15 protein-coding genes are annotated in these 15,400 nt (G+C 70.7%); 4 read left to right on the top strand and 11 right to left on the bottom strand.

The window, feature by feature from the left end; translation table 11 throughout:
* Positions 1-169: 169 nt before the first annotated feature.
* The 3 genes from ACFC1K_RS10755 to ACFC1K_RS10745 all read right to left on the bottom strand — a co-directional run bounded on the left by ACFC1K_RS10755 (position 170) and on the right by ACFC1K_RS10745 (position 2,693).
* Positions 170-1,075 carry a response regulator transcription factor gene (locus ACFC1K_RS10755; RefSeq protein ID WP_375871611.1) on the bottom strand — a complete coding sequence of 302 codons (906 nt, stop codon included), beginning with the start codon at positions 1,073-1,075 and terminating at the stop codon, positions 170-172.
* 123 nt (positions 1,076-1,198) lie between these two features.
* On the bottom strand, positions 1,199-2,197 hold the full coding sequence (locus tag ACFC1K_RS10750) for a glycoside hydrolase family 6 protein (RefSeq protein ID WP_375871610.1): 999 nt from the start codon (positions 2,195-2,197) through the stop codon (positions 1,199-1,201).
* Positions 2,198-2,249: 52 nt separating this feature from the next.
* On the bottom strand, positions 2,250-2,693 hold the full coding sequence (locus ACFC1K_RS10745) for a hypothetical protein (RefSeq protein WP_375871609.1): 444 nt from the start codon (positions 2,691-2,693) through the stop codon (positions 2,250-2,252).
* 148 nt (positions 2,694-2,841) lie between these two features.
* Here ACFC1K_RS10745 and ACFC1K_RS10740 point away from each other — a divergent pair, with 148 nt between their 5' ends.
* The gene (locus ACFC1K_RS10740) at positions 2,842-3,579 is read left to right on the top strand and encodes an endonuclease/exonuclease/phosphatase family protein (protein WP_310288407.1); all 738 of its coding nucleotides are present in this window, start codon (positions 2,842-2,844) and stop codon (positions 3,577-3,579) included.
* 58 nt (positions 3,580-3,637) lie between these two features.
* Positions 3,638-5,524 carry a DUF4012 domain-containing protein gene (locus ACFC1K_RS10735; RefSeq protein ID WP_375871608.1) on the top strand — a complete coding sequence of 629 codons (1,887 nt, stop codon included), beginning with the start codon at positions 3,638-3,640 and terminating at the stop codon, positions 5,522-5,524.
* 67 nt (positions 5,525-5,591) lie between these two features.
* Here the strand turns inward: ACFC1K_RS10735 and ACFC1K_RS10730 are convergent, their stop codons facing one another.
* From ACFC1K_RS10730 to ACFC1K_RS10715, 4 genes are read right to left on the bottom strand one after another with little or no spacing between them, the layout of a single operon-like run.
* A complete protein-coding gene (locus ACFC1K_RS10730; protein ID WP_375871607.1) occupies positions 5,592-6,437 on the bottom strand; it encodes a hypothetical protein in 846 nt (281 codons plus the stop codon).
* A gap of 52 nt (positions 6,438-6,489) precedes the next feature.
* Positions 6,490-7,056: an LPXTG cell wall anchor domain-containing protein gene (locus tag ACFC1K_RS10725; RefSeq protein ID WP_375871606.1), complete on the bottom strand. Its 567-nt coding sequence runs from the start codon at positions 7,054-7,056 to the stop codon at positions 6,490-6,492.
* Positions 7,057-7,066: 10 nt separating this feature from the next.
* Positions 7,067-8,857, bottom strand: a complete 1,791-nt coding sequence (locus ACFC1K_RS10720) for a DUF4012 domain-containing protein (RefSeq protein WP_375871605.1) — start codon at positions 8,855-8,857, stop codon at positions 7,067-7,069.
* A gap of 41 nt (positions 8,858-8,898) precedes the next feature.
* Positions 8,899-10,281, bottom strand: a complete 1,383-nt coding sequence (locus ACFC1K_RS10715; RefSeq protein ID WP_375871604.1) for a polysaccharide biosynthesis tyrosine autokinase — start codon at positions 10,279-10,281, stop codon at positions 8,899-8,901.
* A 34-nt stretch (positions 10,282-10,315) separates the two neighbouring features.
* Between ACFC1K_RS10715 and ACFC1K_RS10710 the strand changes: the two genes are divergently transcribed.
* Positions 10,316-11,686: a PqqD family peptide modification chaperone gene (locus ACFC1K_RS10710; protein WP_375871603.1), complete on the top strand. Its 1,371-nt coding sequence runs from the start codon at positions 10,316-10,318 to the stop codon at positions 11,684-11,686.
* Positions 11,687-11,695: 9 nt separating this feature from the next.
* Here the strand turns inward: ACFC1K_RS10710 and lepB are convergent, their stop codons facing one another.
* The 3 genes from lepB to ACFC1K_RS10695 form a co-directional block, all read right to left on the bottom strand.
* Positions 11,696-12,343: a signal peptidase I gene (lepB, locus tag ACFC1K_RS10705; protein ID WP_375871602.1), complete on the bottom strand. Its 648-nt coding sequence runs from the start codon at positions 12,341-12,343 to the stop codon at positions 11,696-11,698.
* Between the two features lie 54 nt (positions 12,344-12,397).
* Complete coding sequence (locus ACFC1K_RS10700; protein ID WP_375871601.1) at positions 12,398-13,330, bottom strand: hypothetical protein; 933 nt, start codon at positions 13,328-13,330, stop codon at positions 12,398-12,400.
* 198 nt (positions 13,331-13,528) lie between these two features.
* On the bottom strand, positions 13,529-14,026 hold the full coding sequence (locus tag ACFC1K_RS10695; RefSeq protein WP_375871600.1) for a hypothetical protein: 498 nt from the start codon (positions 14,024-14,026) through the stop codon (positions 13,529-13,531).
* A 288-nt stretch (positions 14,027-14,314) separates the two neighbouring features.
* Here ACFC1K_RS10695 and ACFC1K_RS10690 point away from each other — a divergent pair, with 288 nt between their 5' ends.
* Positions 14,315-14,464 (top strand): hypothetical protein, encoded by a 150-nt coding sequence (locus tag ACFC1K_RS10690; protein ID WP_375871599.1) that lies wholly within the window; start codon positions 14,315-14,317, stop codon positions 14,462-14,464.
* Here ACFC1K_RS10690 and ACFC1K_RS10685 read toward each other — a convergent pair.
* A complete protein-coding gene (locus ACFC1K_RS10685) occupies positions 14,451-15,395 on the bottom strand; it encodes a nucleotidyltransferase family protein (protein ID WP_375871598.1) in 945 nt (314 codons plus the stop codon). The genes ACFC1K_RS10690 and ACFC1K_RS10685 overlap by 14 nt on opposite strands.
* Between the last annotated feature and the right edge of the window lie 5 nt (positions 15,396-15,400).

The raw sequence follows: 15,400 nt of genomic DNA, 5'->3' as shown, positions 1-15,400 counted from the left end.
GCACCCGAAGCGTGCCGTAACGCTGGGGACGCGCCGCGGCTGGGGAGCACGGCGCAGGGGGAGGAAAGGCAGGGGTCCGCAAGGGAGAGGCGGACACCCGGCCGAAGAGGAAGAGGTGGCATCCGCTCGCGTGGGGCGAGCGGATGCCACCTCTTCTGCGTCGCCGGGGTCAGCCCTCCGAGGTCAGCCGGTACCCGACGCCGCGGACGGTCTCGATGTAGCGAGGGTTCGCGGCGCTCTCGCCGAGCTTGCGCCGCAGGTTGGTCATGTGGGCCTCGACCGCACGCTTGTCGGCGTCGCCCACGAAGTAGCTCGTGACGTAGGACTCGCCGCGCAGCACCAGCGTCAGGTCGGCCTTGCTGCGCACGCGCCGCTTCGACTCGAGCAGCGTCGCGAGCAGGTCGAACTCGGTGCGCGTGAGGTCGAGCTCCTCGTCGCCGATGAGCACGATGCGGTTCTCGGGGTGCAGACGCAGGTCGCGGTGCGTCAGCCACTCGCCGTCCGTGTCGACGGTGGCGGGGACGGATGCTGCGTCCGCGGGCACGATCTCGGTCGCGGGTGTCGCGAGGTCACGGCTCTCGATCGCGGGTGTGGTCGGCACGGCGGTGGTCGTCGGCCGGACCCCCGGGAACGACGGGCCGACGCTGCCCTGCGACGGCGCAGCGGGCGCGGCGACGGCGCGCTCCGTCTCGGTGGTCCGGCGTCGCATGAGCGCCTCGACGCGGGCGCGCAGTTCCCGGGGGCGGAACGGCTTGAGGAGGTAGTCGTCGGCGCCGGCGCCGAGGCCCGCGATGACGTCGGCCTCATCGTTCATGCCGGTGAGCATGATGATGTACGTGTCGGACTGCGCCCGGATGCGCCGCGCCGCCTCGATGCCGTCGATGCCGGGCATGTTGACGTCGATGGTCGTCAGCACGGGCTTGTAGGTGAGCACCGCCCGCACCCCGTCGATGCCGTTGCCGACGGAGACCGTCGAGAACCCCGACGACTCGAGGACCTCGGCCAGGACGTGGCGGATCTCCGTGTCGTCCTCGATGATGACCGCTGTCTTCAGCTCGTCAGAAGGGGTGCTCATGCGTGCGTACTCTCTGGGACGGTGGAACCGGACATGCGCCGATTACCGACCCCAGCCGCGGCCCCCGACGCATGCGCAAAGTACTCCCGATGCTACACAACACCGGGAATGCCTGGTCGGAGATCAATCCGAGACGACGTCGCGGGTGAGCTCGACGGCGGCCGCCGGCCACCATCGTCCGGCCGCCGGACCGCCGTTGCAGTCGCCGTCGCTCTCGCCGGGCGGCTTGATCCACAGGTTCGTGTCGACGACGTCGTCGCCGATCGATCCGCCCGGCTCCCCGACGAGCCGCCCGGGCGGGTTGCACCATTCGCCGTCCGAGCCGGCGCCGTTGCGGCCGGTGTCGATGATCGCGTGCATGCCGGCGAGGTACCCGGCGACGTCGTGGGCGTAGGCCATCTCGTCGTCGGTCGCCTGGAAGTTCGACACGTTGGTGACGAATCCGCGGATGCCTCGATCCTTGTCGCCGCGCGACGCCCGGTCGACCTGGTCGATGAGGTCGGCCATCTGCTCCGGGGCCAGCCAGTCGGAGTGTCCGCCGTCGACGTAGATCCAGGTGCTCTCGGCGGCGAGCACCTCGACCGCGGCGCTCAACTGCTCGACGCGCTCGTCGACATTGCCGCACTCAGGCGCGAGGGCCAGGCTGTCGGGCTCGAGGATCACGATCGGCGCCGTGTCGGCGGCCGCGCGCAGGGCGTCGCCGATCGCACGCGTCCACTCGACGTACGCATTGCCGTGGAGGCCGCCGGCGGAGTGCCCGCCGCAGTCGCGCTCGGGCAGGCCGTAGACGACGACCGCGACCCGTGCGGACTGGTCGCGCGCCTCGGCGGCGAGGCCGGCGATGCGCTCTCCCACGACGTCGACGGGGTCGCCCTCCGGCGTGAGCCAGACGGCCGTGGGCTCGGCGCTCAGATACTTCGCCGCGGCCTGCTCGGGGCTGCCGTCGGCGGCGCGGGTCGCAGCATCCGTCGCCTTCGAGTGCGCGGAGGCGACGATCTTCGTGCCGCGCGCGGGCGGCTCGGGCGACTGCCCGCGCAGGAGGACGACAGCCGCGACGACAGCGACGACGGCGACGACGCCCGTGATCGCCAGGATCGTGATGGTCCGTCGCGAAGGGGGCACGAAGGCGAGCCTACGAGACCGGCGCCGCGGCGAGGTGTCGCGGCGTGTCGCGTCAGGCCGTGCGCGGGCGCGGGCTGCGCACTCGTGCGGCGGGTGCGGTCCGCCCGGAGGCGAGTGCACCCCGGCGGGCCGTGCCGCCGCGCTTCGAGCCGACGAGCTGCAGCAGGGCGGCCGCCAGCGGGCTCGCCGATGTCGCTTCGGCCTCGAACGCGCCGGCGACGACGGATGCTGCGCGCTCGAACTCCCGCGCCTTCTCCACGGCCGCTCGGCGCTCGGCGACGACGCGGTCGGCGGCGGCGTACTCTGCCCGGAGGCGAGCGCGCTCGGACTCGTCGAGCCCGGGTCGCCGCGCGGTGCGCTCGAGCGTCTCGGCCGCGCGGGAGCGCAGCGCGATGCTGCGGTGCAGCTCGCGCTCAGCGGCCTCACGGGCGAGGCGGCTCGCGTCGAGGGCGTCGGCGAGCTCGGCGCGGACGGTCTTCGGGGATGCAGCGGTCATGGGGTCCTCCAGGATCGGGGTGCGGGTTCACGCTCGGATGCCGTGAACCGGCACACCACTGAGGAGCCGCAGCATCCCGTTTTCGTACATACGAGCTTCCTGTCAAGGCCATCCGTTCGAAACGTCCACGGCATAGGCTGTGGTCGTCATGAAGGTCATCTCGTACAACCTGCGCAAGCACCGGGCGGCGGGGGAGCTCGCCCACCTGGTCGAGCGCCATGGCGCCGACGTGCTGTGCCTCCAGGAAGCCGACACGTCCGACATCCCCGAAGAGATCTCGGGGCTGCGGCTCGCGGACTCCACACAGCGCAACCGCCTCGGGCTCGCCGTGTACTACCGCGAGAACACCTACCGCGCCGTCGAGGTGCGGGCGCTGGCGCTGAAGAAGTCGCTGCACGACCGCGTGCTCAAGCCGGCGGAGGAGCGACTGCTCGGCGTCCGGCTGCACGACATCGACGAGAACACCGATGTCATCGTGGCCTCGTTCCACGCCGCGCCGCTCACGGCGCTGAACTCGCTGCGCCGCCACCAGATCCGCACGGCGCTCGGCGAGCTGCAGCAGCTCGGCGAAGGCCTGCCGGCGCTGATGGTCGGCGACTACAACTATCCGGTGTTCAAGGAGCGGCTGGGCCAGCACATCCGCGAGCAGGGGTACGAGCTGAACCTGTCGGACTCGCGGACGTACACGCGCTACCGCTTCTTCCGCGGCCACTACGACTTCGCGACCTCGATCGGCTTCGAGATCGACCGCGTGCGGACGCTGCCGCAGGGCCTCAGCGACCACCTGCCGATCCTCGTGACCGCCCATCCCGCCCCGGGTGTGCGCCGCGTGGTCGAGATCGCCGATCCCGAGGCGGCGGCCGCCGCCGGAACCGGCGCCGCCTGAGCTCGCGCTTCGCTCTTCACCCCTGACATCCGGGGGCGCGAAGAGTACCATTGGGCGCGTGACGAGGGGGATCGTCACGCGCTCCGAACCCGAGGGTGCGCAAACTGGGGCCGTTCTCGAAGCTGAGGCGACGCCTGTTCCGTTGCGCCGCCGGCGCGCGTGGCCGTGGATCGTGGTCGCGTTGCTCACCGTTCTGCTGGTGGGCGGCGTCGTCGTCGGCGCCTTCGCGCTGCAGTTCTGGTCCGAGGCCCAGCGCGCCCGCGCCGCCGTCGAGCGGGCGGCGGCCGGGATCGAGGCGCTGCGCACCGATTTCGCCGATGCCGACACGGCGCAGGTCCGCGCCGAGACCGACGAGATCCAGGCCAACGTCACGCTCGCCGTCCGGACCGTCGACGGGCCGTTGTGGGACATCGCCACGAACGTGCCGTTCATCGGGCAGAACGTCGACGCGGTGCGGCGCGTGACGCATGCCGTCGACATCCTCGTCGACCGCGCGCTGCCGGCGGGGCTGCAGTTCATGACGGCCGCCGACCTCGACCGGCTCGCCGTGGCGGGCGGCGGGATCGACCTCGAGCCGTTCCGTCAGGTGCAGAGCTCGATCCCCGAGATCGCCTCGGCCTTCGCCGACGCGCAGGCGATCGTGGCGCCGATCGACACGTCGACGCTCTTGCCCGAGGTCGGCGAGTCGATCTCCGACATCCTCGACTTCATCGACCTGGCGACCCCGGCCCTCGGCGTCGCCGAGAAGTATCTGCCGACGCTGCTCGACATGGCCGGGTCCGCGGGCACGAAGACGTACCTGCTGATGTTCCAGAACAACGCCGAGATCCGTGCCACGGGCGGCAATCCCGCCGCGAGCATGATCGTGACGCTCACCGACGGCAAGCTCGGATACGTCGATCAGGCCAGCTCGCAGACGTTCTACGACGCGGGCACGCAGGGCAACGAGTACGTGCCCCTGCCCGGTGAGACGACGGGCCTCTACCTGCCCACCCTGACCAGGAACTCGCAGGACTTCACCTTCACCCCCGACTTCCCGACGACGGCGCAGCTCTTCCAGGCGCTGTGGACGCACACGACGGGCGCGACGTTCGACGGTGTCGTCTCCATCGATCCGGTGGTGCTCTCCTACATGCTCGGAGTCGCGGGGCCGGTGACGCTCGGCACGGGAGAGCAGCTCACCGCCGACAACGCCGTCAAGGTGCTGTTGAGCGACGCCTACGAGCGGTACCCGGAGGGGCATGATTCGGACGCGTTCTTCGCGGATGCTGCGCGGCAGGTGTTCGACCATCTCACCGCGTCGTCGTGGGATCCGCTTCAGATGCTCGCGGCGCTCGAGCGGGCCGCCGCCGAGCAGCGCATCAACCTCGCGTTCACCGATCCGGCGGCTCAGGCACTTGCCGTCGAGTTCGGTCTCGACGGTGCGCTCGCCGCTGACACGACGACGCAGACGCAGGTCGGGATCTACCTGAACGACTCGGCCGTCAGCAAGCTCGACTACCACCTCGCCACGGCTGTCACCACGACGTGCGATGCCGCGGCCCGCACCATCACGACCACGATGACCATGCACAACGGGATCACCGACGACATCAGAAGCAACTACACGCTGGGGTACCGGAACCGGCAGCTGGGCGTCCCCCGCACGACGATGATCCTCGACGTGCTGTTCTTCGCGCCCCCGGGCGCGCAGATCACCCAGACCGTGCCGGCGCGCGGCGATGTCGCCCGCTGGGAGCGGAGCGGCGTCGAGAAGGGCAACACGGCAGTGAGCAAGACCGTGTTCATCGGCAAGGGGGAGACCGAGACCGTCTCGTTCACCGCCGTGTTGCCCGCCGGCGACCTCGGGCCGCTGCACCTGCGTCATACCCCGACAGCCGGCTCGACGCCCGTCACGATCGACGCGAGCTGCAACGCACTCTTCCCCGCTCCCTCCGATCAGTGAGTGAGCGAGGAACAAGCCAGACGGAACGTCCCCGGACCCTCCCGAACCCCCGGGGGCGTTTCGTCTCTCACATCGCGATGATCGAAGGGTCGGGATCGTTCCATTTCTCGATCCCCTGCACCACCCAGAACACGAAGAACAGCGCGAGCGCGATCGCTTCGACGATGAGGACGATGGGGATGCCGGAGCCGCTCGCCTGCGGCAGCAGCACGACGTACGCCACGAGCACCAGTACGAGCCCCACCGCGATCGTGGTGTACAGCACGCGGAACACCGGGGCCGGGGGCGGACCCTGCCGGGGGAACGCGCCTCGCACGGCGACCGCTGCGAACAGCGCGAAGAAGGCCGTCGTCGCGATGAAATGCGCGTTCTGCAGGAACGCGTCCCGTGCGAACGCCCACGTCAGGCCCGTGACGGCGATCACGACGGCCGCGATCAGCAGCGACGGCCACACCGACGCGAGCGAGATCTGGCCGAGCGCGCCGAGCAGCAGCGCGACGAGGAGCAGCAGGATGCCGAGGACGAGGTAGACGACGACGCCGTTCGCGACGTCCGCCTCGAACGCGGGTGGGAAGCAGCGTCCGGTGCAGGGGACGTCGACACCGGGCACGACGCCGGGTGCGAGAGTCGTCGGCACCAGGGCGATGAGCGGCGCGAACAGCGCGGCGGCATCGAGGAGCGCCCGCTCGGAGCCCCGCCCCGAGAGGGCGAACAGAGCGAGGGAGACCGCGATCAGCGCTCCGACGAACACGTCGCGCGCCGGCGTGTAGAAGTAGTCGCTGATGGAGGTCAGCGAGCCGTAGGTCGTCGCCGCCTGCGCGATGGCGACGAAGATCGCGATGACGGTGCCGGCCAGCCCGATCCGCAGGTAGCGGTAGGTGCGCTCGAGCGACGTCGACGCAGCGGATGCCATGGCGATCACGATAGTCGCCGGCCCCGACGGCGGCGCCGACCGGCGTCGCGGTTCAGCGCGAGTCGCGCGAGCGGCGCACCGCCGCGACGACCGCCAGGGCGGCCCCGGCGAGCAGGAGCGCCCCGCCGCCGATCCACAGGCCGAGCGTCTGGCCCTGGTCGAGGCCCGTCGCGGGAAGCCCGTCGGCGCCGGTGATCGTGACGGCGGCGGTGCCGCCGGCGGACGTCGACGACACCGCGGCGATGTTGTAGGTGCCCGTGGCGTTCGAGGGGAGCGTGATGTCGACGGCGGCGAGTGAGCCGTCGGCCTCCGACGAGGCGTTGCCGCTCGCGGTGGTGATCGCGAACTTCAGCATGCCGATGCGCGAGGCGGCGCCGTTCTCACCGGTGACGGTGATCGTGATGGCCTCGTCGGGAGAGAAGGTCTCGGCGGCGCACTCGAACGAGATGGTGCCGCCCGCCTGGGCCGTCGGCGTCGTGGTGCACGAGCCAGAGGGCGGGTAGATCGTCGACGCGTGGGCCGCGGCGGGTACCGCGAGGACCGCTCCGAGTGCGAGCGTCGAAGCGAGGGCGGCTCGGGGGAGGAGCCGGGGCGTGGTCGATCGAGTGATGTGGGGCATCGGGAGCAGTCTACGAACCGCCGCACACCGCGGCAACTGCGGCCGGCGGCGTGAGTGTCGGCGTGGTCACGGCCTCGAGCGTCGCGGCGACCGGCTCGCTCGCCCGTGCGGTGAGCGTCGCGGTCGTGGATCCGCCCGGCGGCAGGTCGATCGCGAAGCTCACGACGCGGTGCCCGTCGTGGGTGCCGCCGCCGAATCCGGTGCCGTCCGACATGGTCGCGTCGACGAGCTCGAAGCCCTCGGGCAGGTACAGGTAGCCGATGGTGCGGGTGATGCCTGCCGGCACGCCGAAGGCGCTGTCGCCGGTGATGTATGCGGGAAGGGACGCGGCATCCGCCGGGGCCGTGTTGCCGATCGTGACCGTGAGCACGGCGTCGCCCGTCGCAGAGCCCGCGGCGTCGAGGGCGCAGCTCGACCACTCGAGCGCGGTCGTCGCGTTCTGGTAGAAGTCCATCTTCGAGCCGGTGCCGTCGTTGACGTAGACGCCGAAGCGGGCGGCCTTGTCGTCCGAGACCGGCAGACCACCCGCGAGGGTCGTGTCGGCGAGCACGCTCTGCTCGTTCTCGTGCGTGCTCCACAGCAGCAGGCGGTCCTCGTCGCCCGCGCGGGTGAGCGCGCCGACGAGCGCGGCCGGGTCGACCTCGCCCCCCGAGAGCTTCTCGAACACCGCGGCCGCCGCCATGGCGAAGAAGGCGTCCTGGTCGGCGGGGCGGGTGTAGCGCGAGTAGACGTCGTTCAGGAGGAGCTGCACCGCGTTGTCGGGGGCGAGCACGTCTCCCGTGGGGAGGGTGATCGGACCGGTCGCCGCGAGCAGGTACGAGAGCGCGACCGGGTCGAGCGCGACCACGCCGTCGACCTGCTGCCCGCCGTGCTGTCGTGCCCACATCTCGCGGGCGAGCGCGCCGCTGACCGCGAAGTCGGGCACCTGCGTGACGTTCTGGATCCAGCGGCCCGGGCGCTCGCCGTAGATCGCGGTGACTTCGTCGCCGAGGGGCAGGACGGCGTCGTCGTAGCGGGGGTAGTCGCTCGAGGACTCCTGCGCGGCGAGGCTGATCGCGCCGCCGTCGGTGTGGATGAGTGCCATCGCGCCGGGGATGCCGCCCAGCGACCGCCATTCGGCGTTGTTCTGGAACAGCACGAGGTAGTCGCGGGGGGCGTCCGCGCCGAGCATCGAGGGGATGAGCTGGGTCGCCCGGGCGAGAGCGTCGGTGGCGGTGCCGGCCTCGACGAGGAGTGCGTCGACCTCGTCCACGGCTTCGCGGACGGGCGCGACGAGCGCGGTGCGATCGATGGCGGAGACGGATGCTGCCGCCGCCCCGACCTCGTCGCTCGCGGTCTGCGCGGCGCCGCTGATCTGCTGCAGGGGTGCGAGGTCGAGCTGTCCGTCTTGCGGTTTCAGGGCGTCGACCTGGAACGAGGCGGCGACTTCGGAGAGGGGTCGAAGGGCGGTGCTCGTGACGCCGTCGAGCGACTCCGCGACCGTCGCGACCGCGGCCAGCTGCGGGCCGGCCCACGGAAGACCCTCGGCCAGGTGCCACACCGGGTCAGAGGTCATCGCGTGTGCGGCGCCGGTGTCGGCGGCGAGGGCGGCGATCGCGTCACTCGCGGCCGCCGGGTCGGCAAGGTTCTCCCGCACCGCGGCCGCCGTCTGCTGTGCATCGCGGAGATGGCTGTAGGCGAGGACTCCGCGCACCCCGATCCACACGGTGGCGACCACGGCGAGGATGAGGAGGCCGCCCAGGACGGCGGCGAAGACGACACCCCCGCGGCGCACGGAGCGGGGCAGGGGAGAGTCGGTCACCGCTCCACCCTACGGGGCTGGTCCGAACAGCCGCTCCGAGCTCAGCGGGAGTCTGCCCCGGCGTAGTCGCCCTGGTACTGGTAGCCGTAGTAGCCGCCGTTCTTGCGCGGCACGCGGTTCAGCACGACGCCGAGCACGCGGGCGTTGGCCTTGCCGAGGTTCGCGAGCGCCTTGTGCAGCATGTCGTACGTCGTCTTGCCGGCGCTGACCACGATGAGCGCGCCGTCTGCTGCGGTCGTCAGGACCGCAGCATCCGTCACCGGAAGAAGGGGCGGGGAATCGATGATGACGAGGGCGTGCTCGGTGAGGCTGCGCACGAGCGCCTGCATGCGGTTCGAGCCGAGCACCTCGCTGGGGTTCGGCGGGACGCGGCCGGCGGTGATGACGGCGAGGTTGCGGCTCGCGCCGACGTTGTGAACGACGTCGTTGAGATCGGCGCGTCCGGCGAGCACGTCGGTGAGGCCGGCGCCGTCGGGCAGGCCGAACACCGTCGAGACCATGGGGCGGCGCAGGTCGGCATCGAGCAGCACGACGTGGCGGCCCGCGGCGGCGAGGCTGACGGCGAGGTTCGCGGCCATCGTCGACTTGCCGTCGCCGGGCAGCGGGCTCGTGACCACGATCGCGCGGGGCGGGTTGTCGACGTCCATGAACTGCAGGTTCGTGCGCAGTTCGCGCATCGCCTCGGCGAGCGGGGCGGAGGAGGAGTGCTGGCTCTCGAAGTCGGCGACGCCGCGCTCCACGCTCAGGCCCTTGTCGACGGGCAGGGTTCCGACGACCGGAACGCCGGTCTCTCGCTCGATATCGCGCGGGTCCCGCAGGCGGCGGTCGAGCACGTGGCGTACGACCGCGTAGCCGATGCCGAGGGCGAGTCCGACGAGTGCGCCGAGGGCGAGCGCGAGGCGCACGTTCGGTGACGAGGGTGCCGTGGGCAGGCGGGCGGAGTCACCCGTGACGAGAGTGACGGCGGCGGTGCCGGTCTCGTCGGTGCCCTCGACGGTGTTGATCTGCTCGACCATGCAGCCGAGCCACGACTCGGCGAGGTCGCGGGCCTCTTCGGGGCTCGACGCGCTCGCGGTGACGCGCACGATGACGGTGTCGAGCGGGTTCGACACGTCGACGCGGGTGACGAGGGATTCGGGGGTCGTGGAGAGGCCGAGTTCGTCGATCGCGCACTCGGCGACGGCGCGCCATGAGCCGAGCTCGACGTACGAGGTGACCTTGCTGCGGGCGAGCTGGTCGCCGACGAGCGACGAGCCGGTGTCGGAGCCGGCGTTGGTCGCCGTGACGATCCCGCTGGCGTTCGCCGTGTAGACCTTGGGTTGCAGGGCTGTCCAGCCCCACGCCACGGCCACGCCCAGGAGGGTGAGGATCACGATGGCGAGCCAATGCGCTCGCAAGATGCGCAGGTAATCCCGCAGCTCCATGGGCCCCCTCCCAGTCCCCCGTACACTACCGCGTGTGACCGGCAACCTCGTGATCGCTGCCCTCGGGGTGCGGGTGGGCATCGTGTGCGACGGCCTCGACGCGGACTCGAGGGCTGCTGTCGAAGAGGCCTGGACGGATGCTGCGACCGTCGGTGTCGCCGACATCGAGGTGGTGGCGGAGTCGGGTGGCAGCATCCGTTCTCTGCTGTCGTCGCTGTCTCAGCGCGTGACGCTCGCGGCGATCGAGGCCCAGCGCGGACGGATGTGGATGCTCCACGCCGCCGGCATCGCCCTGCCTGACGGCCGGGTGGTCGCTCTCGTGGGTCCGAGTGGTCGGGGGAAGACGACGGCGTCGCGTGTGCTGGGCGAGGCGTACGGGTACGTGTCGGACGAGACGGTGGCCGTCGACTCGTCGGGTCGCGTGCACGCGTACCGCAAGCCGCTGTCGATCATCGAGCCGGGCGAGTTCGAGAAGGCGCAGCGCTCGCCGTCGGCTCTCGGCCTGGGTTCCTTGCCTGACGCCTCACTGCGGCTCGCGGGGGTTGTGCTGCTCGACCGGCGCGAGGACGTCTCGGGCGCGGTCGTCTCGGATGTCGACCTCGGCGATGCGCTCGAGGAGCTCGTGGCCCAGTCGAGCTATCTCACGAACCTGCCCGCGCCCCTCCGCACGATCGCCGCGCTTGTCGCGTCGGTCGGTGGCGTGCGTCGGGTCTCCTACGCGGATGCTGCGGCCCTCGTCTCGGTCCTCCCCGAGCTCGCCGCGGCGTCACCGTCGCGGCCGCGGGTGTCGGAGCCTGTGTCTCTCGGCCATTCGGCGATCGCTGGTCCGCCCGCGAGTCGGGTGTTCCGTCGCGTCGCGCCGTTGGACGAACTGCAGCTCGCCGATCCGGATCGTCTCGCCCTCTTGCATGTGGATGCCGACCACGCCGGCACTGTACGTGTGCTGGCGGGCATCGCACCGGCGCTCTGGCGCGCGGCCGATGGCGTCGGCCTCGAGACGTTGACGACCGCTGCGGTTTCCGCCTACGGCGCTCCTGGGGATCAGGACGCCACAGTCGCCGTCGAAGCGGCCGTCGATGAGCTGGTCGCGGCCGACGTCCTGAAGGTCTCGTCGCCGGCCGGGCCTGCGGACCCGGCGTTGTGGCGCATCCACGACGACGTCGCCTGGACGGGCGAGTCCTCGCGCGTGGTCGTGCTGGCTCTCGCGAATCCCGCCGCCTCACCGCTGGCCCTCGAGGGTTCGGCTGCCCTGATCTGGATCGCCCTCACCGCCGGACCCGGTCATTCCGACGACATCGTGGCGCGCGTGGCCGCGTCAGCCGAGGTAGATGGCGACGCGATCCGCGACGACGTCGAATCCTTCCTCGGAACCCTCCGCGATCAGGACCTGGTCTTCACCGGCTGAGCGGGCGGTTCAGAGCCCCGACCAGCGGCTGATGGGCCACAGGATCACCGCGGCCTTGCCGACGATCCCGTCACGTGTTGCCCACCGCCAGCAGGCCGCGTTCGGATCCTCGATGCGGCATTGCGCGGCCGAGTCCGATGATCCCGCGCGGTTGTCGCCGAGGACGAGGTATGAGTCCGCCGGCACCAGCACCGCGTCGAAGCAACGTGTCGAGCGGGGCACCGTGTCGCAGTCGAGCAGGCCCGGTTCGAATGGCAGGTCATTCGTCACGTACGGTTCGTCGATCGGTTGGCCGTCGACGACGACGCGCCCGTCGGCGCTGCAGCATTCCACGGTCCGCCCGGGCACGCCGATGACACGCTTGACGAGCGTGTGCGGTCCCGAGGGTCCGAAGCCGGTGACTTCGCCCACCCATCGCACCGGATTTGAAGTCGGCACGGATGCCTCGCCCCACCCCTCGCCCGCATCGAAGACGATCACGTCTCCCGCGCCTGGGCGCGCTCCGACGTAGGCAAGTCGGTTCACGAGGATGCGGTCACCGGGTTCGAGGGTGGTCTCCATCGATCCCGATGGCACCCAGTACGGCTTCACGACGAACGACAGCACCAACCCCGCGACGATGAATGCGGCGGCGAGGTGAAACCACGTGCTGCCCAAGACCCGGCGCCATCGCGGCCTGGGTTGGGCAACGACATCCGTCACGGCTACAGGCTAGAGCGTGCCGGTCTTGGTCGCGGGTGCGAAGGGGACGCCGTTCACGAGGAACTCGATGGTCCAAGTGTGGCTATCAGATCCGGTCTGCTGACTGTACTTCGGGAAAGTAATGGTCTGCCGGCCGGTGAAGCCGGTACCCGTCGCAATATCGGTCGCCGTCTTGCCGGTGCCTTGCACCGTGATTCCCCACCCTGCGGGTACCGGTGTAGCGAAGCCGTCATTCTGGTGCGTGCGCTTCACGGAGAGGCGGGGGACGACAACGGCGCTGCTGCTGGCCTCGACGGTGATCGTCACGTCCTTGCCCACCGGAACGTCCGGTTCCGCAGGCACCGCAACCGCTGCGGTTGCTCCGACCGCAGCCACGCTCACCGTTCCCGACGCGGTCGCGCCAGACAGGGTTGCATGGACGCCGGTGCCCGTGCTTGTCATGGTCCAGGCCCGGTTGAAGATGGGCGCGAAGCCGGTTGCCGCCGCAACGGAGAAGACCAGCGTGGCCGTCGATGCGCCAGCGGCAAGCGCCGGGGCATACGTGAATGTGTAGCTCATCCGACCGTTCGTCGGCCCCGCGACACCGGCTGTGGCCCAGCCGGAGCCGGATACGACCTGAGCGGGAACTCCCGCTGCGAGTCCAGCGGCGTCCACGCTGATCACGACCGTGACGGGGGTGGCCGACCCTCCGCTCCCACTGGTGTGGTCCAACTTGACAGCGACTGTCCCACCGATGCCGCTGACCGCTGTCGAACCCCAGGTGTAGAAGAGATTCGCACCGGGAGCGAAACTCAGCGCCGCGGTCCCCGAGGCGCTCGCCGCGGGGACGGCCGCAGCCAGCACGACAACGGGCGCGGCCCAGGCGCCGACCTTGAGCAGCTTGCGGCGGTCGATCGTGTGGTCGTCGGCAGATGCAAGAGCGCGCGCGAGCGTGTCGGTCACTGTGTTCCCCCAGAGAACAGTCGTGGCTGACGGGCGTTCGGGCTCCCACAGCCGTGAACAGAACGGGCGACCCCTCGCCCGCCGTGCGGTCGCCCCAGGCAACCCACGTGATCCTCACCCTAGCGGAGCGGCAGGGGCCGCTCGTTAACGTGAAGTAACGACCGCGGCTTCTTTACGCGATCTTGAGGCAGGCCGCCGTCACCGCGGGCCGACGACCGGGCCGCCTTCGAACCCGTTCGCCGTCGTGCCCGAAATCCGACCGTTGATGGAGATGGATCCAGCAGCCGGCGCACTGGTGAAGGGGATCCAGCGCAGGAATGGTGAGGTCCAGTAGTTGCCGCTCGGAGCGATGGGGTACTGCAACGTCGTAGAAGTCGCTGACTGCGTGAGCAGCTGCCACCCATTGAGATCCTCTGTGGTGGGGGTGCCCAGCACTCCACCTGCCGAGGTGACCGTGATCTGGACGAGGTTGTCGGCAGTCCAGCTCCCCGACTCGAATCGTGCGGAAACATTGCCGTCGAGGCCACCGTCGAAGATCGAGAACGCACCGCCCATGACAGGGTTCACGGGCGACGCTGACGCCGCCGGCACAGCCGCGGCAACCACCACCGCCGGCGCCGCCCATACCCCTGCCCTGAGCAGTGTCCGCCTGTCAAGCGTCCGGAATCCCTGAGAGCCTGTCGTGTCGTCGAGCATCGCGATCCCCCCGGATCTGCGCGGATGCACGGCGAATAGCCAGGGCAGCCAGCGCCGTCGTCGTGTCTTCGTCGACCGGCGCGTTGCCCCCGGGCGACATGCTGTCCGGTTCGACGCTAGCGAAATCGGGAGCCCGATGGAACGGTTCAATCCTGGGAGTTCGCGCAAGCTTCACCTGCGGCATGGGGCATTTCGTTACACGCACGTCCTCGTCCGGCAACCGTACGGGCGTACCGTCAGGGCAAGACAACGGTGTCGTGCACCGGAATCAACGAGTGGGGGCTCGGCATGGCACAACCACGACGCCGGCGGCGGCGCTACGAGATCGGGCAGGAGCCGTGGCTGCTTCGCGAATACGGCGGGGCGCCGATGTGGCTCATCTGCGTGGCGGCGGTGTTCCTCGTCGCCGTGGGCGTGCTGTGGCTCATCGTGGGCTGACGCTGCGGCGGTGAGCCCAGACTGCCCGCACGCCGGCAGGGGCGGAACGGATGCCGCGTCCCCAACGCGCCAGCCGCGCACGCGTCCGCCCACGAAGGGTGTCGACCGTCTCAGGCCGGGCGACCAGCAGGTCGCGGCGGGTGGGCCATACCGCGCGCCACAGGATGCGGGGGCGCTCGCGCCAGGGCGACTTCCGGAGCGCCAGCATCCAGAAGTATGAGCCGTGGGATCCGGCGGTGACCCGCTCGCGCCAGTCACGCAGATCCGGTGACGCCAGCTCTGCGGCGGAAGGCTCGACGTCGACCCCGAGCCGGGGCAGCACCGACTCGAGAGTGGCGACGCAGCCGGTCTCGCGGGCGAGCCGGCCGAGCTCGTCGCGTTCGCCATCCGTGAAGGGTGTGCGCACCAATTGCTCGAGCTCGTCCAGGTGGCGCGGCTGGATCGTCGCACCCCTCAGCGAGTGCAGACCGAGCACGAGCGCGCCGGCGACCTTGTCGAGACCGAAGCAGTCGCGGTGCGCGAGGGACAGCGCCCACCGGCGCTGCCAGAGCGCGTCGAACACCTCGGCAGGGTCGGCGAGGAAGCCCGGAAAGAAGCTGTGCACATCGAGGTCGCACGGCCACCCGTCGCGCAGGTACGTGTTCGAGTGCAGGGTCGTCAGTGTGCCGACGAACCCCGACGGTCGTTTCGTCCACCCGGACTCCGCGATCGCCGCGCACAGCTCCTCGAATCGCGACGGCTCCACGAGCACGTCGACGTCGGCCGACACCCGCTCCTCGCGGAGGCCGTGGAGGTGCAGTGCAGGCCCCTTGATGAGGAGGGCACGGATGCCTCGCCTCTCGGCCAGCGCGCACACCCAGGCGGCGGCGAGCTCGTCGGCCTCGTCGAGGCGGAGCAGAACCGTCGCGTCGGTCGAGACATCGGTGGGCACGGGCC

Source organism: Microbacterium sp. NPDC056057, assembly GCF_042266945.1.
Lineage (GTDB): Bacteria > Actinomycetota > Actinomycetes > Actinomycetales > Microbacteriaceae > Microbacterium > Microbacterium trichothecenolyticum_C.
The sequence above is the reverse complement of the archived record's forward strand: the minus strand, read 5'-3'. Positions and strand labels throughout refer to the sequence as shown.

Bases quoted from the DNA above. Each gene is read 5' to 3' on its own strand.
- ACFC1K_RS10755 (WP_375871611.1), bottom strand. From the start codon at position 1,075: ATGAGCACCCCTTCTGACGAGCTGAAGACAGCGGTCATCATCGAGGAC.
- ACFC1K_RS10745 (WP_375871609.1), bottom strand. From the start codon at position 2,693: ATGACCGCTGCATCCCCGAAGACCGTCCGCGCCGAGCTCGCCGACGCC.
- ACFC1K_RS10740 (WP_310288407.1), top strand. From the start codon at position 2,842: ATGAAGGTCATCTCGTACAACCTGCGCAAGCACCGGGCGGCGGGGGAG.
- ACFC1K_RS10730 (WP_375871607.1), bottom strand. From the start codon at position 6,437: ATGGCATCCGCTGCGTCGACGTCGCTCGAGCGCACCTACCGCTACCTG.
- ACFC1K_RS10725 (WP_375871606.1), bottom strand. From the start codon at position 7,056: ATGCCCCACATCACTCGATCGACCACGCCCCGGCTCCTCCCCCGAGCC.
- ACFC1K_RS10715 (WP_375871604.1), bottom strand. From the start codon at position 10,281: ATGGAGCTGCGGGATTACCTGCGCATCTTGCGAGCGCATTGGCTCGCC.
- ACFC1K_RS10695 (WP_375871600.1), bottom strand. From the start codon at position 14,026: ATGCTCGACGACACGACAGGCTCTCAGGGATTCCGGACGCTTGACAGG.
- ACFC1K_RS10690 (WP_375871599.1), top strand. From the start codon at position 14,315: ATGGCACAACCACGACGCCGGCGGCGGCGCTACGAGATCGGGCAGGAG.